The following is a 23,564-nucleotide window of genomic DNA, read 5'->3' on the forward strand; positions in this document are numbered from 1 at the left end:
TTATTCTACTCCGAATCCGTATTCCTTAAATATCTCCTTGCTCTTATCACCCTTTAAAAAGTCAATAAACTTTTTGCTTTCATTCATATTCTTACTATCTTTTAAGATACATAAAGAATACTCTATCATCTTATGATAATCATTTGGTACTTCATAAACTATCTTACTATCTTTTAGATTCATAGCATCTGTTTTATAAACAAATCCATAATCTACATCTCCACTTTCAACATAGTTTACTACATTTGTAACACTCTTTGCATAAATAAATTTATCCTTTAAAGAATCCCAAATCTTTAGGTTATCTAAAGTTTGTTTAGTATATTGCCCTGCTGGAACTGTTGATACTTCTCCAACTCCAATTTTACCTTTTACCTTCTTTAATTCATCTAAATTATCTATTTCCTTCTCATTATCTTTATTTCCTATTAACACTAAAGAATTTCTTAGGAAATTATAAGTCTCATCTTTTTTTACTAATCCTTCATCTACTAATTCATTAGCATACTTAGTGTTTGCTGAAAAGAATATATCAACATTTGCACCTTCAGCAATTTGCTTTTTAAGTGTTCCAGATCCACCGCTATTATAATTAACCTTTATTCCAGATTCTTTTTGGAATTCATCTTTAATTTTATCCATTGGTTTTTGTAGACTTGCTGCTATACTTACAGTGATCTCTTTATTTTCACTTTCTTTTTTACTTCCACATCCAGCTAATATTAACGAAAACGTCATAGCTCCAACTAACAGTCCTGCTATTACTTTCTTGCGCATTCTGAAGCACTTCCTTTCATTATATCTAATCCATGTTTTAAATCATTTAATATGTAATCTAATATTTCTTCACATGCCTTTGGACTTCCTGGCATATTTACAATTAGTGTTTTGTTTCTAATACCAGCAGTCCCTCTAGATAACATTGCTCTTTTTGTTATTGTAAAGCTATAATTTCTAATAGCTTCTGCTATTCCAAGAGCTTCCTTATGTATTATATCTTTAGTTGCCTCTGGAGTTATGTCTCTATCACTAAAACCTGTCCCTCCTGTTGTAAGCACTAAATCCACACCTATCTCATCACTCATATATTTCATTTCATTTGCAAGTTCTTCTCTTTCATCTGGAAGAACTACATACCTTTTTGTTATAAACCCACACTTTTCAGTTATATTTTTTATAACTTCTCCACTCTTATCTTCACGTTCTCCTTTTGACCCTTTGTCACTACTGGTTATTATCCCTAGAGTATACATCTTTAACATCTCCTCTCTTTTCCATTATATTTCAAACTTTCTAAACAGTCTATCAACATTTCGTAATCATTAATATAGACTTCTTTTACTCCTTGTATATTTAATTTTGTATCTGTTGCTAAACATATTAATTTATTCCTTGGAGTAATTATCTTCTTACTAACTTCTCCTCTAAATATTTCAATCTTTTGAAGAGAACTTTTTTTATATCCTTCTACTATTACAAAATCTTTATCAGATACCATATTAATTAATTCTTCAAGAGGCACTTCATTTTCTACTTCTTTTATCATTGCCATTCTATTTTCAGATGATATTATTACAGTTTCAGAACCTGCCTCTCTATGTCTATAAGTATCTTTTCCTTTTTTATCTATATCAAATCCATGAGCATCGTGTTTTATTGTTCCTACTGAATATCCTCTACTTTTAAGCTCTTTTATCATACCTTCAATAACTGTTGTTTTTCCAACATTCGATACTTCACTAACAACATTTACTACAAATGCCATGTTACTCACTCTCTTTTCTAATTAGTTTATTATACTCTTCTACAGTATTAATGTTTGAAAAGTTATCTTCTTCATTTATATCTATATATCTAGTATTTATATTTTCTAATAAACTTTTAAGTCTGTAGTTATCTTTTTCAATCATTTCCTCTATAACACCTAAAATACTTTTCTTATAAATGCCACAAAGAGGTTGTATACGCCCATTAACTACTGGAATTAAAGCATCTTCTACAAAGTCATATTTCCCTAAATACTTTAAAATATCTCTACTTAAAAAAGGCATATCTCCTGCAACTATTAATACAGAAGAGAAGCTAGCCTTCTTTAATGAAGAATAGATACCACTAATCGGTCCTATGTCTTTAAAATCATCTAAAACTAATATAGCTCTATCTTTAAACTCGCTATATTTGTCTATATCATTGCAAGATATTATCTTCTCTTCATAATCTGAAATTGCATTTAATGCTCTTTCTATAAATCTACTTCCCTTAAACTCTAAAAACGCTTTTATTTTATAGTTCATTCTTGTATTTTTTCCACCTGACAGTATTACTGCACTCTTTCTAATCATAATTATATTAATACCTTAACTTTGTCACCTTTCTTTAAAGATGTATTGGGTCTTACTTCAAGTATTGCGTTGCTATTTATCATAGTGTGTACTTGACCTGGTGTTTGATATACATTATTTATATGAACTTCATTTTTAGAATTTATATTAACTCTTAAAAATCTTCTCTTGTTTGATACCTTATTAAAATCATCCATTAATATAGCTTCTCTCTCTTTAAGTGCTATTTCATCTGAAGATAGCATCTTACCTATGACTTCTCTACAAGTAAGTTCAAAGCTTGTAGCCGCTGCAACTGGCGTTCCTGATAACCCTATATATACTTTCCCATCTTTATGAGCTCCAAACATCGGAGAACCAGGCTTCATGTCTATCTTCCAAAATAAAATTTCATAACCTGCTTTCTCAGCACTTATTCTAACTCTATCCTTTTCTCCAACAGAAACTCCTCCTGTAGAAATTATAATATCGCAATTTTCCTCAAGCTCTTCTATACCCTTAATTATTTCTAGGTCTTCATCACATATAAGACTATAAACTATACTCTCGCAACCAAGCTCTTGTAATCTACTCTTTAAAAAATATCCATTACTGTTATAGATTTTTCCATACTTTAATTTTGTTCCTGGATTTTGAATCTCATCTCCAGTATTTAATATTCCAACAACTGGTCTTTTATAAACCTTAATTTTATCAATCCCAAGTGATGCTATACACATTATTTCTGATGATGTTATAAGTACATCTTTCTTTAAAAGCTTCGTTCCAATCTTAAAGTCTTCTCCTTTATAACAATAATTATCATAAGAATTATGTTCTTTATATATTTTCACTATAGAATCTTTATCTTCTAAGGTATCTTCCTGTCTTATAATACAATCAGCTCCATTTGGTATTGGTGCTCCTGTCATTATTCTTATTGCTTCACCTTTTCCCAGTTCTTTTTCTGATACATAGCCTGCATATATCTTATCTATAGTTTTAAGTTCTATAGGATTTTCTTTAGATGCACCTTTAGTATCCTCTCCTCGTACTGCATATCCATCTAGAGGTGAACGTGGAAAAGGTGGATTATCAATTTCAGAATATATATCTTCATAAAGTACTCTACCTAATGAATCTTCAATACTAACTTCTTCATAATCCATTTTTTTTAATTTACTAAATAATAACTCTCTAGCTTCCTCTAGACTTATCATAATACACTCTCTCCTTAAAATTAATAATAATGCTCACTCCTTATGCAGAATGAGCATTAAATTTAATTATTTTATTTCTTTATATTAATCGTTACATATTTGTATGATGGTTCTCTTGAGTAAGTATCAAAAGCCCCTTTTGTTAAAGTATTAATTTCAATATAATGCATTGGACCATATGCTTGATCTTTCTTAAGTCCAGCATTTATTTTAGCTTTTACTTTAACCACTTCTCCATTTGATGATGATACTTCAATCATATCTCCATCTTCTATACCATGAGCTTTAGCTATCTCTTCACTTATTTCTATATAAGCTTCAGCTGATGTAGTCTTTGTAACTATTGGTATTTCTCTTGTTCTAGTTTGAGTATGCCATTGTCCTACAGTACCTCTTCCTGTATTTAATATGTAAGGATACTCTTTACTTTGCTTTTCTTTATTCTCCTTTACATCTTCATACATAAACTTCATCTTACCATTTGGTCTGTAGTACTTTCCATCTTCAAAAAGTCTTCTTTCATCTTGCTCTAATTTATCACCCTTTTTAAATGGCCACTGAACTCCTCTACTCTCTCTAATCATATCATATTCTACACCTGTTATATCACAAGGCATTCCTTCTGATGATTTTTTAAGAAGTTCAAATACATCTCTTGGAGTTTTCCACATTTCTAATTCTTTTTCTTTACCTATAGCCTTACCTATCCCAGTTAGTATTTCAAAATCAGTAAGTTCATTTTCACCTTTTTCAATTAAAGGTACTAATGCAGACATTCTACGTTCTGTATTTATATATGTACCATTTTTCTTTATTCCAGGTATTGCTGGTAAGAATAAATCACAAAGTTTTGCAGTATCTGTATCACTATATAAATCTTGCACTACTAAGAAATCAATTTTTTCTGCTGCTTCTTTAAACTTATTATTATCAATCCATGAGTCAGCTGGGTTTGTTGAAACTATCCAAAGTGCTTTCATAGTTCCATCTAATGCACCTTGTATTATCTCTGGATACGCCATTGTTGGCTTAGTTGGGATATATTCATCCTTTATTCCCATAACCTTAGTTATAAACTTTCTATCCTCTTCACTTGCGTAATCTCTTCCAGCATAAAGACATGCAGTATTACTGTATAGTCTTGATCCCATAGCATTACATTGACCTGTAATTGAATTTGGACCTGTTCCTTCTCTTCCTATATTTCCAGTCATTACAGCAATATTTATTATTGCTTGTGCTGTTCTAACTGCCTCATATCCTTGATTAACTCCCATAGTCCACCAGAATGAAACTTTTTCTCCATTATGTATAGTTTCAGCCAATCTTTCTGTTTCTTCTATTGTTATTCCTGTATTTTCAAGAACATTCTCTAACTTATATTTACTAACATGTTCTTTGAATCCTTCAAAGTCTTCTGTATACTTTTCAATATATCCTTCATCAATATACCCTTTTTGTATAAGAACATTAGCTAATGTATAAAGAAATTCTAAGTCAGCCTTTGGCTTTATTCCATACCATTCATCTGCAAATTTTGTAGTTTCTGATTTTCTAGGATCTATAACTATCTTTTTAGCACCCTTATTTTTTCTTATTCTTCCCCATAATACTGGATGTGCTACAGCTGGATTTGCTCCTATAAATATCATTGTATCAGAAAGTTCTAAATCATTTAAAGTATATGGTGGAGCATCAAATCCAAAGCTTTGTTTATATGCTACAACAGATGTTGCCATACAAAGTCTTGTATTACCATCTCCATGCATTCCCATAAATCCTCTTCCAACTAATCCAAGTAGAGCCATCTCCTCCATTGGTAATTGTCCTGTACTTATAAATGCTGCACTTTCTTTACCATACTTTTCTTGTATTTCTGTCATTCTCTCTGCAAAGACCTTAAACGCTTCATCCCATGATATTTCATGCATTTTTCCATCTTCACCTCTAAGTAGAGGTAGTCTTTGAGCACCGTATTCAGTACATTGTTTATCTAAATTTAAACCCTTAATACAAGCAGTACCTGCATTTACTGGGTAATCTTTATCACCTAATATTTTTACTATTTTTCCGTCTTCCACACTAAAATCTAGATTACATCCTGTAGAACAGTAATTACACACAGATTGTTTAACTTCCATTAACAATTCATCTCCTTAATTTAAACGCCATATTTAGTTATAATTTTAACAGTATCTTTATTCAATAAATGTGATAATCATCACAAATTATATTTTGTTCACAGTTTGTTTACAATTTTTCGTGATAAATATCACATTTTTCTTTTTGCTAATTCTTTATTATCATAGTATATTATTAATAATATTTACTATGGAAAGAGAGGGATTTCTTTGAAAAAAAAGAATTCACAAGAGTTAAAAGCTACTCCATTAGTTAAAGTTCTTGCTTTACTTGGTTTTTGCTTTTCTTTGTTAATAATTTATCTAATTCAAATTTTATAATACATTAATACTAAATGTATATTAAGAAATAATTTCGAGGTGATTTTTTGAACAATAATAGTATTTCCAAAATAGAGCTAAAGGAATACCCTATAGCATTTATCGGTACATGTCTTGGTGCAGTTACCCTTACTAATTTATATGATAATTTTGAATTTACAGCAGTCAGATCAATCTTTATATTTATAGGATGTTTAGCTCTAATATTCGCTGCTTATAAAGTATTAAGACATCCTGATGTTGTATGGAATGAAATGAATAATACAATTTTAATGGCATTATATCCAACTTCAACAATGCTTCTAATGAACATAGGTGTATATTTCCTTAAATTTAATTATGCACTTGGAAAAGGATTATGGTTTTTTGGACTAATATTAAATGTTATATTTGTTTTGTTCTTCCTAGTAAGACACGTTATAATTGGATTTAATATGAAATTTGTGCTGCCTTGTTGGTACGCACTTTTAGTTGGTGTTTCTGTTTCTTGCACTACTAGTCCTCAGATGCATGAAACAGCATTAGTTAAGCCAATATTTTATTTTGTAGTTATAGCATTTTTAACATTCTTACCTGTAGTTATATATAGACTTTGTACTTTAGAAGTGCCGGATGAACATTATCCATTAATTGCAATTTTTGCAGCGCCTGCAAGTCTTTGTACTATAAGCTATATAACATTATTTAAGGATGCTAATATATACATAGTAATGTTCTTCTTTGCATTAACACTACTTACAACTTTATTTGTTTATATTAATTTCCCTAAATTCTTTTCATTAAGATTTAATCCAACATTTGCAGCCCTTACATTCCCACTTGCTGTTTCATTTGCAGCATCATTTAAAGTAAAGGGATACTTAGCAAGCCTTGGATATACTACAGCATCAAGAATTGTAACTGAAATAGCTGGTATTGAATTCTTTATTGCAACTGCAGTTATAGGATTTGTATTCTATAAGTTTGTATTTACTTTCCTATTTAACATACCAGCAAGGAAATTTACTAAATAATTTTTATTATTTCCTAAAACATTAATAAAATTACTATAAAAAAGCTACCACAAATCTTGTGGTAGCTTTTTACTTATTATGAACTAATCATTGCTTGAGAATATCTTCGCTAATAATTGTAATATCTCCATGTATAACCAGATTAATGTTACCATTAATCCAAATGCTCCATACCATTCCATATATTTTGGTGCTCCATATTGAACTCCTCTTAATATAAAGTCATAGTCTTGCATTAAGCTTATTGTAGCAATAATTACAACAGCTAAACTAAATATAATACCTATTGGACCATTACTGTATATTGGTAATGTTATTCCAAACCACATAAGGACAATTCCTATTAATGATGTAATTATTATTGTCCCAATTGCTATCATTACACCTTTTCTAGTTCTTTCTGCTATGCTAGGTCTCTTGCCATATATTGTAACAGTTACTACAACTGCAACAATTGTAAGCATAATTGCTGGTAGTACTATTCCAGGATACATAGCATTAAATAATTGTGATATACTTCCTAAAAGTAATCCTTCAAAAGCTGCGTAAATTACTGCTGTAAACTGTGATGCCTTTGGTGAAAAGCTTGTTATCATAGCTACGATAAATGTTCCTATAGCAACTACTCCCATTATTCCAGCACTATAAGGTATATAAAACCAACTATATACAAATGATGCTGCAACTATTGCAAGTAGAATTAATATCTTTACTATTGTTCCTCCAATAGTCATTGTAGTTCCATCTGCAACTGCACTCTTAAATCCCTTTTCTAATGCTGGATTAGTTTCTCCTATATTCATATAAACATCTCCCTTCAAATTTAATTCTATCACTTTATAAAGTTATTATACATTGTAATTGTGTCAATTTATTGTATGTTTTCATTTTTCATAAAAATTTTTATAATTTATTATATAAAAATAAGTATTAGGCTCCTGCACGAGCCTAATACTTATCTTATGGCAAAATATACTGTATTTATATATGAAGGCTTTTTTATTATTATTTAGAGTAGAATTCGACTATTAGTTGTTCATCTATTTCTATTGGCAACTCATTTCTCTCTGGTTCTCTTACATAAGTTCCAATAAAGTTATCCACATCTTTTTCTATGTATGGTAAGCTATTTAATTCATTTTCTTTAAATGTATTAGTAAAAAGTTCTACTTTACGTGATTTTTCTCTAAGCATCACTTTATCTCCTGGCTTAAGCTTATATGAAGGAATATTTACCTTCTCCCCATTGACTAGAAAATGTCCATGATTAACCATTTGTCTACTAGCTCTAATTGAGCTTGCAAATCCCATTCTGTAAACCATATTATCAAGTCTTGATTCAAGTCTTAATAATAAAGCTTCACCTGGTTGTCTTTTTGATTTAAAGGCTTCTTTTACGTATCTTGAAAATTGCTTTTCTAATACTCCATAGTAAGCTCTTAATCTTTGTTTTTCTAATAGTCTTACACCATAGTCAGATAATTTTTTATCTGCTCTACTTGTACCTCTAGCGGCACGCTTCATTGCATTAGGATGACCTATAACATTAAGTCCTAATCTTCTACACATCTTAAAGCGTGGTCCTCTCATTTTAGCCATCTATTTACCTCCTATAAAAATACTTTATGGAAACATAATAACATAATATTTCTCTTATTGAAAATGATTATCATTATTAAATTATCTTATTTTTTGTATTTATCTTCGTTTTTCGATATTTTTCTCACTTTTATGTAACTTTACATATTATATAAAAGTATTTAACTTATATATTAAGATTACTCTTTATAAATTCAATAGAATTTGTATCAAGATTTATCATCAGTAATATATTAGTAAGTGTTAGGATAAAGATTTATTTCTACTAATTATTAATTTTATTCACTTATTATTAAATGTTTTTGTAACTGTAATCACATTTTTATTTTTCCATATGTGGTAACATTATCTTATACAAAAGATTTGAGTTTTATGAGGAGGGCAAAATTAATGATAAAAACTGAAAAATTAAATGAAAATTCTTATTGTATTGGAAAAATAGATGATAGGGACGTTCCATTTCATAGACTTATTTTGAAGAAAGGAACTACTTACAATAGCTATCTATTAAAAACTAATAAACCAACAGTTATTGATACCGTTGATATGATGTTTGGTAAATCTTATATAGATAATCTTTCAGAACTAATAAATTTAGAAGATATTAAATATATCGTTATTAATCATACAGAACCAGATCACTCTGGTGCATTAGGCTCACTTGCAATAAGAGCAAAGGATGCTACTATCGTATGTACAGAACCTGCTGTATATGAACTTAAAGAAATGTATAGATTACAAAATAGAAATTTCTTAGTTGTGAAAGATGGAGATAAATTAGATATTGGTGGTAAAACCTTATTATTTAAAATAACTCCTTATCTTCATACTAAAGAAACAATGATTACTTACTGCATAGAAGATAAAACATTATTCTCATGTGATATATTTAGTACACATGTTGCAGTTAAAGATTATTTTAATGATACATGTGGATTTGATATAACAGAGGATTTCATTTCATACTATAATGCAATTATGAAACCTCATAGATCTTATGTCAGAATAATGCTAGATTCTATAAAAAATTTAGATATAAAAATGATTTGTCCATCTCACGGATTTATAATCAGAAAAGATGTAGATAAATTTATTAAAATATATGATGATTTAAGCCAAACTAAAAATAATAATAAAAAGGTGGTTATTGTATATACTACTATTAGACAGAATACTAAAAAGATAGCTGAAATGTTTAAAGACTTAATCTCAAATAATAATATAGAAGTTCTATTATTTAATGCCGATAAAGATTCATCAGATGAAATAATAAAAGCTATTGAAAATTCTGATTGTACTTTATTTGGTACTTCAACAAGATATGGAGACATGGTCGGAAACATGGAAGTATTACTTAAATTACTTCAAAATAAAGATTTAAAAGGAATTCTTGCTGGAGCCTTTGGTTCATTTGGTTGGAGTGGCGAAGGTATTGAATTAATACAAGAGTATTTAAATAAGACTAATATGACTATATTGAATACTTCAAGTATAATCAAATCTACTGGTATGAATGATGTTGAGTTTCCAGTTAGAATAAGATTCTCAATAGGTGATGAAGAAGCAGATAAAATTAGAAGAGCTGCTTACTACATTGTAGATTTATTATTAAGCTAAATAAAAAATTTATTATATAAAATAAACAATATTAGGAGGAATTTATTATGCAAAAATATATTTGTGATGTATGTGGTTATATTTATGATCCAGCTGTAGGAGATCCAGACAATGGAGTAAACCCTGGAACTAGCTTCCAAGATGTACCTGAAGATTGGGTTTGCCCACTATGTGGAGTTGGTAAAGATCAATTCTCAGAAACAGAATAATATAATTAGACATTTCTTAAATTTCTTGTATATAAGATAAATAAAAGGAAGTATTCATTATATGAATGCTTCCTTTTATTGTTTAAATTATATTATTCTAATTCTATTACTTTTATTTTATTATTTTGCATATGCTACTTTAATTTGCTGTTGCCTTTTAAATACTACTTTTAAAAGTATAGGTGTTATTATGGTCGTAACTACGACTACTATTATTATGGGGGCTAAAAATGCTGGATTCATAAGCCCAACTGCTATACCTTTATTTGCAACTATTAAAGCAACCTCCCCCCGAGATATCATACCTACTCCCACTTGAAGAGATTCTTCCTTATCATATCCACATATTCTTGCTCCTAATCCACAACCAACAATCTTGCTTATTAGAGCTACTAACAATAATACTAAAGTAAATAATAATATTACAGCAGACATCCCTGAAAGTTCAACTTTTATACCAATACTTGCAAAGAATATTGGTGATAATAACATATATGATAATGTCTCAAATCTAGTATTTATATATTTTGTTCTCTCTGTATTTGATATTATAAGCCCAGCTATGAATGCACCTGTAATATCTGCTACCCCAAATATTTCTTCTGCTGCAAATGATAGTAATAAACAAAAAACAAAAGATACAATTACAAATCTTCTCATATCCTTATGGTATCTTTCCATCCATTTGCTAAATAATATATAAAATAAATACCCAATAGCTCCAGAGAAAATAAAGAATAATACTATTTTAAATAATACGATTCCTATTTGAACTGATGAATCTGCCATACTAGTTATAATTGTTAGTGCAACAACTCCTAATATATCATCAATAAGAGCTGCTCCAAGTATAGTATTTCCTGCTCTTGTATTTAGCTTTCCAAGTTCCTTTAAAGTCTCAACTGTTATACTAACTGATGTGGCTGTAATTATTACACCTATGAATATATTTTGTAATAAAGAACTTGTACTAGCATGAGAAATTTCTCCTCTATTAAAAATATATGCTACTACAAATCCTCCAACTAATGGAATTAAAACACCCAATATAGCAACTAAAACTGATGCCTTTCCTGTTTTTTTCAATTCATTTATATCAGTTTCAAGTCCAGCTGTAAACATCAACACGATTACACCTAATGCTGCCATTTGTTGAATAAATTCAGTTTCATGAAGCACGTCCAACATAGCTGGTCCAAGTACTATACCTGCCATTAATGCTCCTACTACCTGTGGCATTTTAAACTTCTTTGTTATTAATCCTAATAACTTTGTACTTAGCAGAATAACTGCTATATCAAATAAAAACCTATATGATAACATCCCCTATACCTTTATCCCTTTCTCTTCTTTTCTAATGAAATTATAGGTTTAATTACCATATATTACAACGCCTTAATTCTTCACTATTTGTTCAAATTTGTGTAAATATTATTATTTTATGTAAATATTAGTTATTTGCATTCTTTTGCATGATTTTACTTTCTATTCTTAACTTTTATTAATATTAAAAAATACTAAGTTTTATTTAACAATATACATATAATTTAAGCTAATACATAATAATTTAATTACATATTAGCCTAAATTAACTTTAAGTTTTTTATTAGAATCTTCCTTCTATTATATCCGGTATATTTACTAACATCTCATCTAATCCAAAATGAGTAGTATCTATTCTTGAATTTCTACCTAAAAGCTTACTTATTACTTCTTGTTGTTCTTCTATAAAGGCACCTGAATTCTGTATAGCTTCAAAAACATCATCTAAATAGTAGACTTTGGCATCTCCTTCTTCTGCTCCTAGTATTGTTCCTATTATATCTCTTGCATCTTGTTGTGTTAAATCATAATTTTCATAAATTTCATTTGTATGTAAGCTTACTCTTTTCTCATAATATCTATTAATATAAGCATCACATTCTTCTATATCTTTAAAGGTGATAGCCTTTCCACCAGGAAGTACTACTAGATAATTATCTTCTGGAGTCAAGTATTCCATTAAAATCCCTCCTAAAAATTATAAGATTTATAAAAAAGGTAGGATTAAAAGAAAATTTTTCTTTCATCCTACCTATTCTATTTGTCTTTATTTTTTGTAGTTTTATATATTTGTATACTTTTAATTAGTAGGGTTAATTGTTAAGTTATCCCCTTCACCATCAATTTTTACATTTGAACCATATCCAATAGTTCCTTTAATTATCATTCTTGCTAATTTATTTTCTAAAGTATTTTGGATATATCTCTTAAGTGGTCTTGCGCCATATACTGGATCATATCCTTCTCTTGCTAATATATCTTTAGCACCGTCTGTTATTTCTAATGTTATATTCTTTTCAATTAATCTCTTTTCAACATCTTTTAAGAATATATCAATAATCTTCTTAATACCTTTTTCTGATAATGGTCTAAACATTATGATATCATCAACTCTGTTTAAGAATTCTGGTTTAAATCTTGATTTCATTTCTCCCATTACAAAATCTCTAGCTTCATTTGAGATTTCACCATCTTTAGATCCTTCTAATAGGAAATGAGATCCTATATTTGATGTCATAATTATTATAGTATTCTTAAAGTCTACTGTCTTACCTTTATTATCTGTAAGTCTACCATCATCTAGTATTTGTAAGAATACATTAAATACATCTGGATGAGCTTTTTCAATTTCATCAAATAATACTACTGAATATGGATGTCTTCTAACAGCTTCTGTTAATTGACCTCCTTCTTCATATCCAACATATCCTGGAGGTGGTCCAACTAATCTAGATACTGATTGTTTTTCCATATATTCAGACATATCAATTCTAATCATGCTATCTTCGCTATCAAATAATGTTCTAGCTAAAGTTTTTGCAAGTTCTGTCTTACCAACACCAGTTGGGCCTAGGAATATAAATGATCCTATTGGCTTATTTTCATCCTTAAGTCCAGCTCTTGCTCTTAATATAGCATTTGATACTGATTCTACTGCTTCATCTTGATCTATTACTCTTGTTTGTAATTCTTCATCTAATCTTAGAAGTTTTTCACGTTCTCCTTCTAATAATCTTGATACTGGAATTCCAGTCCATTTTGAAAGAACCTCTGAAACCTCTTCTTCTGTTACTTCTTCTTTTAATAAAGCACCATCTGAATTTTCTTTAACTTCTTCTTCTTTTGCTTTTATCTTTTCTTCTAAATCTGGAATTACGCTATATCTAATTTCGGCAACTTTATTATAATCATAATTTCTTTCATATCTTTCAAGTTCGCCCTTAGCTTCATCCATTTGTTCTTTTAATTCTCTAAGTTCTACGATGTGTTCTTTTTCTTTTTCATACTTAGCAGTCATTTCATCGTTTTGTTCTCTAAGTTCTGCAAGTTCTTTTTCTATTATATCTAATCTCTTTTTAGAGTTTTCATCCTTTTCTCTAGATAGAGCTTCCTTTTCAGTTTCTAATTGGAACACTTTTCTTCTAACTGCATCAAGTTCAGTTGGAAGTGAGTCTACTTCTGATCTTATCATAGCTCCAGCTTCATCAATTAAATCGATAGCCTTATCTGGTAGATATCTATCTTGGATATATCTATCTGAAAGCTTAGCTGCTGCAACTATAGCTGAGTCATGGATTCTTACACCATGGTGAATTTCAAATCTTTCTTTTAATCCTCTTAAAATTGATATAGCATCTTCAACTGAAGGTTCATTTACAACTACTGGTTGGAATCTTCTTTCTAATGCTTTATCTTTCTCAATGTACTGTCTATATTCATCAAAAGTTGTAGCACCAATACAATGTAATTCACCTCTTGCAAGTAATGGCTTAATTAAGTTACCTGCATCCATTGCACCATCTGTTTTACCTGCACCAACTATTGTATGAATTTCATCTATAAATAAGATTAATCTTCCTTCACTATTTTGAACTTCTTTAAGTACAGCTTTTAATCTTTCTTCAAATTCACCTCTGTACTTAGCACCTGCTATTAATGAACCCATATCTAATGAGAATATTATCTTATCCTTTAATCCTTCTGGTACATCCCCATTAACTATTCTTTGTGCAAGACCTTCAACTATTGCAGTCTTACCAACACCAGGTTCACCAATTAAAACTGGGTTATTTTTAGTTCTTCTTGAAAGAATTCTAACAGTTCTTCTTATTTCCTCATCTCTTCCGATAACAGGATCCAATTTATGGCTCTTAACTAAATCATTTAAATTTGTTCCGTACTTAACTAATGCATCATAAGTTCCTTCTGGATCTTGAGAATCAACTCTTTGACTTCCACGAACTTCTTTTAATACTTCCATAAATCTATCTTCTGTTATATCATATGTTCTAAGAATCTTTCCTACAGCCCCGTCTTTGTCCACTTCCATTATAGCAAGCATTAAATGTTCAACACTTATATATGAGTCTTCAAACTTCTTTGATATTTCATCTGCCTTTATTAATACTTGTTGTATCTTCTTAGTTATATATACGCTTGACTCTGCGTCTGATGTTGAAGTTACTTTAGGCAAAAGACCTATTGATTGATTTATTGTATTTTCAAGTGCTTTTACTGGCACTCCCATTTTAGTAAATATATTTGGTATTAATCCATCTTGTTGTTCAACTAAACTTAAAAAAAGATGAATTACATCCATTTGTTGGTTATTATTTTTAACAGCTATCAAATTAGCTTCATTTAGAGCATTTTGCACTCTTAAAGTCATTCTTTCTACATCCATCTCTTATTTCACCTCTTACGTTTCATTTCTTAACATCATAATATTATATTAGTCAAAGAAAGTCAAAGATTATTTTTTTATTAAATACTCTGATTTTTATTTGTTTTTATATCTTTACTAAAGATAATCTTACTAAAGCTCTATTTTTCTCTAAATTTCTATTATTATCTATTAAAGTTATTTTCTCTAAGCCTATATTTATTAACGATAGTTCATCACCTCTTTGAAGATATGTTATATCAGAAGCTGTAATTACATCATTATTATCACATTTTAATTCTGTAATTTCACATACCTCTTTAGCGTTATTTATTGAAACAGCTAGGTTTAAAGAGTTTAAATTAAAATTTTTTATAAACCTTTTTTTTATTTTCCATGTGATAACATACATGCCTTCCATCTCTACTATCAATTTATTTTGTTCATTATTTACTAGAATATTCTTTAATCTCTTATTATTAAATTTTAATTTTTCATTTTTATTTAACATCAACGGATAATTATGACCAATATGTAAGTATTCTAATACTCCGTAAATATTTCTTGGGCAATTTAAATCATCACATCTCATATCATTGCAATAATTACAGCCATAAATCTCAAGACTTGGCTTAAACTTACCAAAAGCTGAATCTATAACTATATAACTACTATGTTCAGTTTTAGTAGTGCTTATGATTATATCCTTATTCTCTATATTCTTTCTATTTAAGTCTTTAACTACTTGAGTTAAGTCTAAGTAAATATACTTATCTTGCATATTTTTAGTTACTATAGTATTAGAAATTGATTTATTATAAACTTTCTTCCCTTTTACATTCTCATTAATTCCTATAAATTCATCATTATTTATATAGATATTAATGTTGTTTCCATATTTTCTTCTCTCATAATAGGTTTTATTTATATATAGTTTTAATATTGCCTTATTAATATTTCTAAACTCATTTAATTTATTGCCTAAATTAAATTTTATTGATGTACTAGAATGTTCTACTCTAAATCCCTTTTTGATACTTCCAACTGTAAGTGTTTTTGTATTACTAATAGATTTATTTTTATATAAATCAGATTTCATACTACTCGCTACAGCTTCTATTACAATCTTATTCATAATTATCTAACCTCTATTTAATAATTCTTATTATTAATATGTTTATTCCTATAGAAAAATTAAATATACATTTCAGCTTTTCAACCTTCATTTTATTTAAATAATTCAAATTATCTTTGAATTATTTACGTTGATGGGTTTCTTTTTAATATTTTTGAAAATTGTTTCATTATACTGTTATGCAAAAAAGGAGGATTCCAGTTCGAATCCTCCTTTTCTTATCAGTTAGTATCAAAATTTATTTTGATACAGCCCCTTATCTATTGTTCTTTTAAAATTTTATTTTCTTATGATAAAAGCTCCTCCAACAAGTGCTACTAATCCTAAAAATATCGTTCCTAAACCTTCTTGTCCTGTTTTTGGTATATCTTTATCATTTTCACCTGACTCATTTTTATCTAAGCTTGGTTTATCACCTTGGTTATTACTTGGTTTATTTTCTGGCTTACTTTCAGGTTTACTCTCTGGCTTATTTTCTGGCTTATTTTCTGGTTTAGTATTATCTTCTGGTTTGTTTTCTGGTTTATCTTCTGGTATTGATGTGTTGTCGTCATCTGATTCATTTTTCCAAGACATTAAGTTTGTAACTTCTGGAGTTTTATTTGGAATGTTGTCTCTTTCCATAAATGGAGCCATCCATACATTAATATTTCCTTCTTTTCCTTTAGATTTAACTATTAATTTTTTTATTCCTTTGTTAGGATTTTGTCCTTCTGGATTTGGTGATCCATCATATGGCTTAGCATCAACTATTTCAAACTTTTCATTTCCATCATTAAGAAGTTTTACATATAGTCTTTTATCTCCATCTTTTAAAATAACTGCTTTTCCATCTTCAGTTAATTCTGCTTCTTTATCAGTATGCATTTGCCATGCAACTTCACCTGATTTCTTTAGCATATATTCATCTCTTACAAGAATTTCTTTTCTATTTATGAATTTAATTCCTCTCTTCATACTTAAAGCTTCTCTATCATAAGCACTTGTCATATCTATTATTCCATAACCGTTATTGCCTTGATTTAATTTCATATCTATTATAGGTGAATATACATTAACTTCTTGGTCATATCCTGAACCTGGATTTATTATTAAAGTGTTATGTCCTTCTGCTCTCTTTCTGTAATAATTCCATCTTCTTCCGCCTTCTTCTTTTTCCCAATATCCTGGAAGATTATAATTTTCTTTTCCAAGGTCTAATGCCCATCTTTCACCTAATGCATCAAATACAAATGAACCAATATCTAAATCTCCATGTGGTGCACCATTTAATCCGCCCTTAAATCCTACGAAACTTGATAGTGGGTCTTCCCAATCTTTTCTCATAGTTATTACAGATTGTCTTTCTTTATAAGCTTTGTCTAATTCTTTTGGACTTTCTCCAGTATATAATTCTGGCTTATACCATAATAAGTCATATACATTTACTACAGCTTCATCTTGTGACATATAGTACTTATGGTACCATGTAAGATCTGGTCTATTTAATTCATTTGCAAACCAAAGACTTAAGTAACCAGCTGGTAAGTTTCTATCATTATCTGAATAGTTATATGCGCCATCCTTTCCAGTCATAAACATTGGATAATCTGGAGTTTCTTTAATTCCTGGTGCATTAATAAATAAATTTTCTCCTTTAACTGCTGAGCTTACAGATGATAAGAAATAAACTAAATATCTTGTACCATAATCCCAATATGATATTCCTTCTATTGAATCTCCTTCAGGATAATATTGAGTTAAACCATTCTGAATTGATTTAAATGCTTCTTGAATTATTTCACCAGCCATTTCATCATTATTTTCTCCCATTATAGCTAGTGCCCCTGCTGTTAATCCTGTATTACAAACAAAGTTCCAATTATATTTATCTTCAACAAAGAAGTGTGAATTATTTTTATAGTATCCAAGACCTATACTTAATGAATTCTTAACTAAAGCTTTCTCTATAGTAGCTCTTTGTTCTACACTTAAATATGAATATAACCAGTCAAATCCTATTGCAACTCCAAAGGATGTCATTGTCGCATCTAAATAGTGCTGATGGCTCCAATCTGGATATTTAACAGAAACATTCTCAAGTTCAAGCCAAGCTCTATCTGCATATTTCTTTTCACCTGTTATTTGATACATAAAGGCTAAATCAACAATATTTTTTGATGCAGTTGTATCCAATCTTAATCCGTCTGGTTTATTATATTCTACAACTGGTGATGTTAATATTTTATCTATCTTAACCTTTAATTTTTCAAACCACATTTTAGCATTTTCATCAGTCTTAACTAATTTTCTTAATGAATCAAACTCATCTTGTGATGCTAAAAGTCTTGGGTGCTCATTCTTTACAAGCTTATTTATATTTTCTATTGAAGGTGCAACAAATATGTTCCCCTCTGCTATAACTTCATTACCAAAAGTATCTGTAACTTTAACTTTTACAGAGTCATATCCATTAAAATCTTTACTCGGCTTGTAATTATATTTATTATCACTTATAGTAAATTCACCATTTTGTGCTTTATCAACAATTTGGAATTTTAAATCTTCGCCTTCTGGATCTTTTGCATTGAATTTTTTATCTTTTACTTCTTGATTTTCATTTAAAGTAATATTGAAATTTTCAAATATTGGAGCTTTATTATTTTTTTCAACTTGAACTTTTACATTCGCAACAGCAAAATTGTTGTTTATATCATTAACCTTTACTGTAAATATATCATCTCCATAATAATTTTTATTTGGATAATATTCAAAGTTTCCATCTTCTTTTAAGTTTAAAGTTCCATTGTTTGGGTCAGTTAAAACGCTATAATTTAGGTGTAAACCGGTTTGGGATTTAGCTTCTATTTTACCTTTTATAACTGAATTTTCCTTCCCCTTTATTGTTCCTATATCTTTTATATTTATTTGATCTGACTCTCCAACTATAACTGGTATCTCTAACTTAATGTTGCTATCTTTATTCTTAACAATGATATTACATGTTCCATTGTTTACTCCAGTTACTATCCCCTCATTATTAACAGTTGCTACTTTTTCATCTGAACTTTCAAAAGTAACATCTTTATTTGTAGCATTATTTGGAGTGAAAGTTAAATCTATTTTTTCACTTTTACCTTTTTCTAACTTAATTACATTTGATTTAGCTTCTATACTAGATAATTTTGTATATGGATTTACTTCTACATTATCTATCCAAACTTTACCTTTAGCATCGTCATATAAATATTCAAATACTATGCTACCTAAAGTTTCTTTTGGAAGATCTAATTTAAATTCAAAGTTTGTCCAATTCATATTTTCTTTAATATTTAAATCAACCATTCCCATTGGTTCAATTTTTTGACCATCTGGTGATTTATATTGAAGTCTTAATATAAGACCTTTTCCTTTAAAGTTTTCTGTTTTAATCCATTGGCTTATTTTAAGTGATTTACCTTGTGCATCTTTTGGTATATCTCTTATTGTTTGATTTAATGTACCTCTTGCAGTTTTATCTGCTTCTCCATTTTCTAATCTAATTGAGTTCTTTCCTTCAAAAAATACTTTATTATCAATTTCTGTATTAAATTTATTACTTCCACTTTGCCATCTTCCCCATTTCTCTGCTGTTCCATCAGTTTTAACTTTTTCAAAGTATCCATTTAATACTAGGCTATCTTTGTATTCAGGAACCTCTGGGTCCGGTGTTTCTTCCTTATCTGCATCCCCAATGCATACAAGCTTTGGTTCATTGAAGTAAACTTTACCTGTACTATTATTTGAAATATAGTTTTCAATTTTTAAGCCGCCAACTTCTACTCCACCCATTGAATCTGGTATATCAAGTTCATAACTTAACTCTGTCCAATCTTTATTCCCTGTAACCTTAGGATCTAATTCAAATATATCAAGCTTTTGATTACTCTTATTTACTATCTGTAATCTAATATGAGCACCTGCTCCAACAAAATTTTCTGTCTTTATCCATTGAGTAAATTTATATTTTTTATTTAGTTGATCTTTAGTTAAATTAACTGTCTGATGAACTATTATTGCATTGCTATCTTTTGTTTTAACATCAATTACTAGTGAATTAGGCTCTTTTTTATATTCACTATCTGAAATATGGGAATCATAATTATTACCTTTTGCATAAAAACTCCAGTAATCCGGTTTACTGTCTAAATTGTCATCAGAATACTTATAATTTTTTATTAAGTTATTATTTGTGTCTGCATTAACAAATTTAATTGGTAAAATTAAATTTATAATAAATACAACTACTAATAACTTAGATATATCCCTCCAATATGTATTTAATAGATATCCTTTTCTCATAATATTCCCCCTTATATTGATTATATAAAATTCAATTTAATTTTATATTATTTTTTAAACGTTTTCAATATTTATTTGTAAATTCATTTAATAAAACTAAAAAAAATTAATAAAACATATTTTTATTAGTATAAATTTGTCTTTATTAAGAAACCTGCTTGTTTCATAAGTAACCATTTTAAAAATATTTATTTATACTATTATATTCAAAAAGGAGGATTCAAATTCGAATCCTCCTTTTATTATGGGTAAGTATCAATATAAAATTTAATACTTTCCTTTAAAATTCATATTATATTTTTCTTTTTATGTTCATTGCTAATGTAAAATATTTTATTGAGTCTTGAACAGATTTAGTTTTATGGTACATATTAGCCATATCTATATATCTACTATATAAATCTTTTTTAGTACCAAACTTTACAAGGGAATCTAATGATAGATTCATATAAAGCTCTGCTTCTCTATATCTCTCTTGCATTTGAAGAAGCATTCCTTTTAAGTAATAAGCCTCTTCAATTAACTCTATATGATTTGTCTCTATTGCAATATTCAAAGCTTTATCTGCAAATTCATCTGCTAAATCTAGCTTATTATTTTTCTTAAGGAGTCTTGCCCCTTTTACATAGAGACTTCCAACATCGTAAAGTTGTTCTTGTGGTAATAAGTCAACAACTTCATTTATCTCATTTAAAGCTTTTTCATCTTCATTAACCCTAAAATAAGCGTCAGCATAATCAATTTTCGATTCTGCAATTCTTATATTATTGTTATTTAAAAACTCATAGGATTTTGATAAATAATCAGCCTTTCCTTCTCTATTATTAAGAATACTTATAAGAGAAGTAGCATAGTATATCTTACCTTTAAGGTCATCTGATTCTATATTATCTGAATTCTCTTTTGCTATAGTTAAATACTTTTCTGCTTCATCATATTCCTCACATCTTAAAAGACACATTCCCTCTCTGTAACTCATGTAAGGGTATAATTCATTTTTTGTATCATTTTTATCAATTAATATTTCTAAAACCCTATTATAGTAATTTCTAGCCTCACTATATTCTTTACTTGAATATAAATAGTTTGCCATATCTTTAAAGTATATTATAGTATTCTCATCTGTATTATTTCTTCTATATAAGTCATAATACTTTGGAACAAGTTCTAATATCTCATCTAACTTCTTTCCTCTTAAATAGTAATTAAATAGTCTATGTATTAAATCAAATGCTAATTCATAGTATTCATAATCAATAGCATATTCTAAATTTAACTGTATATCATTCTCTATATTACTATCTGTCTTAGCTTCCTCATCAAAGATCTTCATATTTTCAATTATTTGCTCATAAATATCTTTTGCCAAATAACTATAATCTAGCTGTATGATATCTGCTATATATCTTAATATTTCTTCATCTGGCTTTACTTTTCCATTCTCTATACAACTCATCTTGGATATAGAAATTTCTTTCCCACACAACTCTTTTAGCGTAATTCCTTTATATATCCTAGCTCTTTTTATCTTTTCTCCTGTTGAAAGTATCTCCATTTTTAACCCCCCACTTAGCTAGTTGTTTAGTATTCCAATTTCCCTAAATATACTAACTCCCTCATCTAAATATCTCGCTGCATTCTCATCATTTTTCTCATCAATATAGAATTTTCCAAGCATAATAGCAAGTTCCCCTGCCTTTTGGACCAATTCTTTATTTTTTGCATACCTATAGCTATCTAACAAAATATTTTCTGCCTCTACTTTTCTATCATCAATAATACACATTCTATACTTTATTAAATTGCATTCTATTTTTTCTTCTGCATCCTCATCAGTAAGTTTATCAGATATTTGCTCTAATACCTCTTTACACTTATTTAAGTCTTTTATCTTTAAATAGTTTCTGCATATATTTATTAAAGTTTCAATTAACTTTTTATCATTATTTTGTACTCTCATATCCCTTGCAAGTTCATAATGCTTAAATGATTCCTCTATATTTTCAAAATTATAGAAAAGTCTTCCTAGGTCATTTTCTATATTTGATATATTTGAAAAATCATTTAATTCTCTATAAATCTTTAAAGTTTTCTTTGAATACTTTATAGCATTTTCTAAATCTCCATTTTTATTATATTCTTCTGATAAGAATAATAATGTCTTCGCATATTTTTCTTTATTATTTATCTTTTCAAACTTCTCTTTAGCCAAGAATGAATAATCTATAGCTCGTCCTATATTGTCCATTTCAAAATAAGTCTTAGCTAGATAGAAGTAGATTTCTCCTAAAAGATAATCTTCTCCAACTTCATTATCCATAAATACTTTTTCTGCTTGTTTTAAATAACTATTTGCAGAATAGTATGCTTTTAGTTCTAAAGTTATCTTTGCAAGATTTAAGAATGTCTGAATTATTTCTTTATGTCTGCTATTTTTTATAAAAATAACATTTGCTGATAAGAAATATTGTTGTGCTAATGTAAGCTCACCTTTTCCAACATGTATATTCGCTCTTAAATAAAGTATCTTTGCTTTCTTATATTCTAAATTATAAAGTTCTGCATAATATAGTGCATTCTCTATATATTTCTCAGCTGCTGTAAATCCTTCATCTAATATATATGCCTCAGCTATTTGCTCATAATAAGTGCATACTTTTTCAGCTTGACTTTCTTCTGATTCCATTAAATACTCGACTGTTGTCTGTAAATTTGTTGCTAAATACTCTAATAAATCCATTGATGGATTTGATCTTCCTGATTCAACTAAACTAATCTGACCAGGAGTTATTCTGTCTTTAGCTAAGTCTTTTAATGTCATATTTAGTTCTTTTCTTTTTCTCTTTATCTTTTCTCCTAAAGATAGAATTTCCATACTCTTTCGTCCTTTTCTATTTCTTATTTTATTCAATGTTTGTTAATTTTATTTACATTTTGTATAAATTTAAACCTATTATAACACG

The 23,564-nt window shown here is 28.6% G+C and carries 18 protein-coding genes; 3 read left to right on the forward strand and 15 right to left on the reverse strand.

Translation table 11 applies throughout. From position 1 onward, the window contains the following. The 6 genes from modA to JOC62_RS08130 all read right to left on the reverse strand — a co-directional run bounded on the left by modA (position 1) and on the right by JOC62_RS08130 (position 5,682). On the reverse strand, positions 1-777 hold the full coding sequence (modA, locus tag JOC62_RS08105) for a molybdate ABC transporter substrate-binding protein (RefSeq protein ID WP_204594752.1): 777 nt from the start codon (positions 775-777) through the stop codon (positions 1-3). Next, positions 762-1,253: a MogA/MoaB family molybdenum cofactor biosynthesis protein gene (locus JOC62_RS08110; RefSeq protein ID WP_204594753.1), complete on the reverse strand. Its 492-nt coding sequence runs from the start codon at positions 1,251-1,253 to the stop codon at positions 762-764. Before JOC62_RS08110 ends, modA begins: the two co-directional genes overlap by 16 nt. A gap of 2 nt (positions 1,254-1,255) precedes the next feature. Continuing rightward, positions 1,256-1,765: a molybdopterin-guanine dinucleotide biosynthesis protein B gene (mobB, locus tag JOC62_RS08115; RefSeq protein ID WP_204594754.1), complete on the reverse strand. Its 510-nt coding sequence runs from the start codon at positions 1,763-1,765 to the stop codon at positions 1,256-1,258. A 1-nt stretch (position 1,766) separates the two neighbouring features. Continuing rightward, the gene (locus JOC62_RS08120; RefSeq protein WP_204594755.1) at positions 1,767-2,342 is read right to left on the reverse strand and encodes a molybdenum cofactor guanylyltransferase; all 576 of its coding nucleotides are present in this window, start codon (positions 2,340-2,342) and stop codon (positions 1,767-1,769) included. A 2-nt stretch (positions 2,343-2,344) separates the two neighbouring features. After that, complete coding sequence (locus JOC62_RS08125; RefSeq protein ID WP_204594756.1) at positions 2,345-3,541, reverse strand: molybdopterin molybdotransferase MoeA; 1,197 nt, start codon at positions 3,539-3,541, stop codon at positions 2,345-2,347. Between the two features lie 71 nt (positions 3,542-3,612). Further along, positions 3,613-5,682 (reverse strand): molybdopterin oxidoreductase family protein, encoded by a 2,070-nt coding sequence (locus JOC62_RS08130; protein WP_204594757.1) that lies wholly within the window; start codon positions 5,680-5,682, stop codon positions 3,613-3,615. Between the two features lie 368 nt (positions 5,683-6,050). On the opposite strand from JOC62_RS08130, the gene JOC62_RS08135 reads away from it, so the two are divergent. Next, complete coding sequence (locus JOC62_RS08135) at positions 6,051-7,016, forward strand: TDT family transporter (protein WP_204594758.1); 966 nt, start codon at positions 6,051-6,053, stop codon at positions 7,014-7,016. An 83-nt stretch (positions 7,017-7,099) separates the two neighbouring features. Here the strand turns inward: JOC62_RS08135 and JOC62_RS08140 are convergent, their stop codons facing one another. Both JOC62_RS08140 and rpsD read right to left on the reverse strand, forming a co-directional pair. Beyond that, positions 7,100-7,819 (reverse strand): Bax inhibitor-1/YccA family protein, encoded by a 720-nt coding sequence (locus JOC62_RS08140; RefSeq protein WP_204594759.1) that lies wholly within the window; start codon positions 7,817-7,819, stop codon positions 7,100-7,102. A gap of 202 nt (positions 7,820-8,021) precedes the next feature. Next, a complete protein-coding gene (rpsD, locus tag JOC62_RS08145; RefSeq protein ID WP_204594760.1) occupies positions 8,022-8,615 on the reverse strand; it encodes a 30S ribosomal protein S4 in 594 nt (197 codons plus the stop codon). A gap of 390 nt (positions 8,616-9,005) precedes the next feature. Here rpsD and JOC62_RS08150 point away from each other — a divergent pair, with 390 nt between their 5' ends. Then, positions 9,006-10,232, forward strand: coding sequence for an FprA family A-type flavoprotein (locus JOC62_RS08150; RefSeq protein ID WP_204594761.1), 1,227 nt, complete (start codon positions 9,006-9,008; stop codon positions 10,230-10,232). Between the two features lie 47 nt (positions 10,233-10,279). Beyond that, entirely contained in the window at positions 10,280-10,441 is a 162-nt protein-coding gene (rd, locus tag JOC62_RS08155; protein ID WP_204594762.1) for a rubredoxin, read from the forward strand. Between the two features lie 120 nt (positions 10,442-10,561). Here the strand turns inward: rd and JOC62_RS08160 are convergent, their stop codons facing one another. From JOC62_RS08160 to JOC62_RS08190, 7 genes are all read right to left on the reverse strand, one after another. After that, positions 10,562-11,764: a cation:proton antiporter gene (locus tag JOC62_RS08160; RefSeq protein WP_204594763.1), complete on the reverse strand. Its 1,203-nt coding sequence runs from the start codon at positions 11,762-11,764 to the stop codon at positions 10,562-10,564. A gap of 283 nt (positions 11,765-12,047) precedes the next feature. Beyond that, on the reverse strand, positions 12,048-12,443 hold the full coding sequence (locus tag JOC62_RS08165; RefSeq protein WP_204594764.1) for a hypothetical protein: 396 nt from the start codon (positions 12,441-12,443) through the stop codon (positions 12,048-12,050). Positions 12,444-12,563: 120 nt separating this feature from the next. After that, positions 12,564-15,167: an ATP-dependent chaperone ClpB gene (gene clpB, locus JOC62_RS08170; protein WP_204594765.1), complete on the reverse strand. Its 2,604-nt coding sequence runs from the start codon at positions 15,165-15,167 to the stop codon at positions 12,564-12,566. A gap of 106 nt (positions 15,168-15,273) precedes the next feature. Next, positions 15,274-16,281: a DNRLRE domain-containing protein gene (locus JOC62_RS08175; protein ID WP_204594766.1), complete on the reverse strand. Its 1,008-nt coding sequence runs from the start codon at positions 16,279-16,281 to the stop codon at positions 15,274-15,276. A gap of 279 nt (positions 16,282-16,560) precedes the next feature. Next, positions 16,561-20,601, reverse strand: coding sequence for an Ig-like domain-containing protein (locus tag JOC62_RS08180; protein WP_204594767.1), 4,041 nt, complete (start codon positions 20,599-20,601; stop codon positions 16,561-16,563). A gap of 292 nt (positions 20,602-20,893) precedes the next feature. Further along, positions 20,894-22,156, reverse strand: a complete 1,263-nt coding sequence (locus tag JOC62_RS08185) for a helix-turn-helix domain-containing protein (protein WP_204594768.1) — start codon at positions 22,154-22,156, stop codon at positions 20,894-20,896. Between the two features lie 18 nt (positions 22,157-22,174). Beyond that, entirely contained in the window at positions 22,175-23,476 is a 1,302-nt protein-coding gene (locus JOC62_RS08190) for a helix-turn-helix domain-containing protein (RefSeq protein WP_204594769.1), read from the reverse strand. Between the last annotated feature and the right edge of the window lie 88 nt (positions 23,477-23,564).

The sequence above is a fragment of the Clostridium sardiniense genome (assembly GCF_016907995.1).
Lineage (GTDB): Bacteria > Bacillota > Clostridia > Clostridiales > Clostridiaceae > Clostridium > Clostridium sardiniense.

Coding starts and splice junctions, on each gene's coding strand:
- modA (WP_204594752.1), bottom strand. CDS start 777: ATGCGCAAGAAAGTAATAGCAGGACTGTTAGTTGGAGCTATGACGTTT.
- JOC62_RS08110 (WP_204594753.1), bottom strand. CDS start 1,253: ATGTATACTCTAGGGATAATAACCAGTAGTGACAAAGGGTCAAAAGGA.
- mobB (WP_204594754.1), bottom strand. CDS start 1,765: ATGGCATTTGTAGTAAATGTTGTTAGTGAAGTATCGAATGTTGGAAAA.
- JOC62_RS08120 (WP_204594755.1), bottom strand. CDS start 2,342: ATGATTAGAAAGAGTGCAGTAATACTGTCAGGTGGAAAAAATACAAGA.
- JOC62_RS08125 (WP_204594756.1), bottom strand. CDS start 3,541: ATGATAAGTCTAGAGGAAGCTAGAGAGTTATTATTTAGTAAATTAAAA.
- JOC62_RS08130 (WP_204594757.1), bottom strand. CDS start 5,682: ATGGAAGTTAAACAATCTGTGTGTAATTACTGTTCTACAGGATGTAAT.
- JOC62_RS08140 (WP_204594759.1), bottom strand. CDS start 7,819: ATGAATATAGGAGAAACTAATCCAGCATTAGAAAAGGGATTTAAGAGT.
- rpsD (WP_204594760.1), bottom strand. CDS start 8,615: ATGGCTAAAATGAGAGGACCACGCTTTAAGATGTGTAGAAGATTAGGA.
- JOC62_RS08150 (WP_204594761.1), top strand. CDS start 9,006: ATGATAAAAACTGAAAAATTAAATGAAAATTCTTATTGTATTGGAAAA.
- rd (WP_204594762.1), top strand. CDS start 10,280: ATGCAAAAATATATTTGTGATGTATGTGGTTATATTTATGATCCAGCT.
- JOC62_RS08160 (WP_204594763.1), bottom strand. CDS start 11,764: ATGTTATCATATAGGTTTTTATTTGATATAGCAGTTATTCTGCTAAGT.
- JOC62_RS08165 (WP_204594764.1), bottom strand. CDS start 12,443: ATGGAATACTTGACTCCAGAAGATAATTATCTAGTAGTACTTCCTGGT.
- clpB (WP_204594765.1), bottom strand. CDS start 15,167: ATGGATGTAGAAAGAATGACTTTAAGAGTGCAAAATGCTCTAAATGAA.
- JOC62_RS08175 (WP_204594766.1), bottom strand. CDS start 16,281: ATGAATAAGATTGTAATAGAAGCTGTAGCGAGTAGTATGAAATCTGAT.
- JOC62_RS08180 (WP_204594767.1), bottom strand. CDS start 20,601: ATGAGAAAAGGATATCTATTAAATACATATTGGAGGGATATATCTAAG.
- JOC62_RS08185 (WP_204594768.1), bottom strand. CDS start 22,156: ATGGAGATACTTTCAACAGGAGAAAAGATAAAAAGAGCTAGGATATAT.
- JOC62_RS08190 (WP_204594769.1), bottom strand. CDS start 23,476: ATGGAAATTCTATCTTTAGGAGAAAAGATAAAGAGAAAAAGAAAAGAA.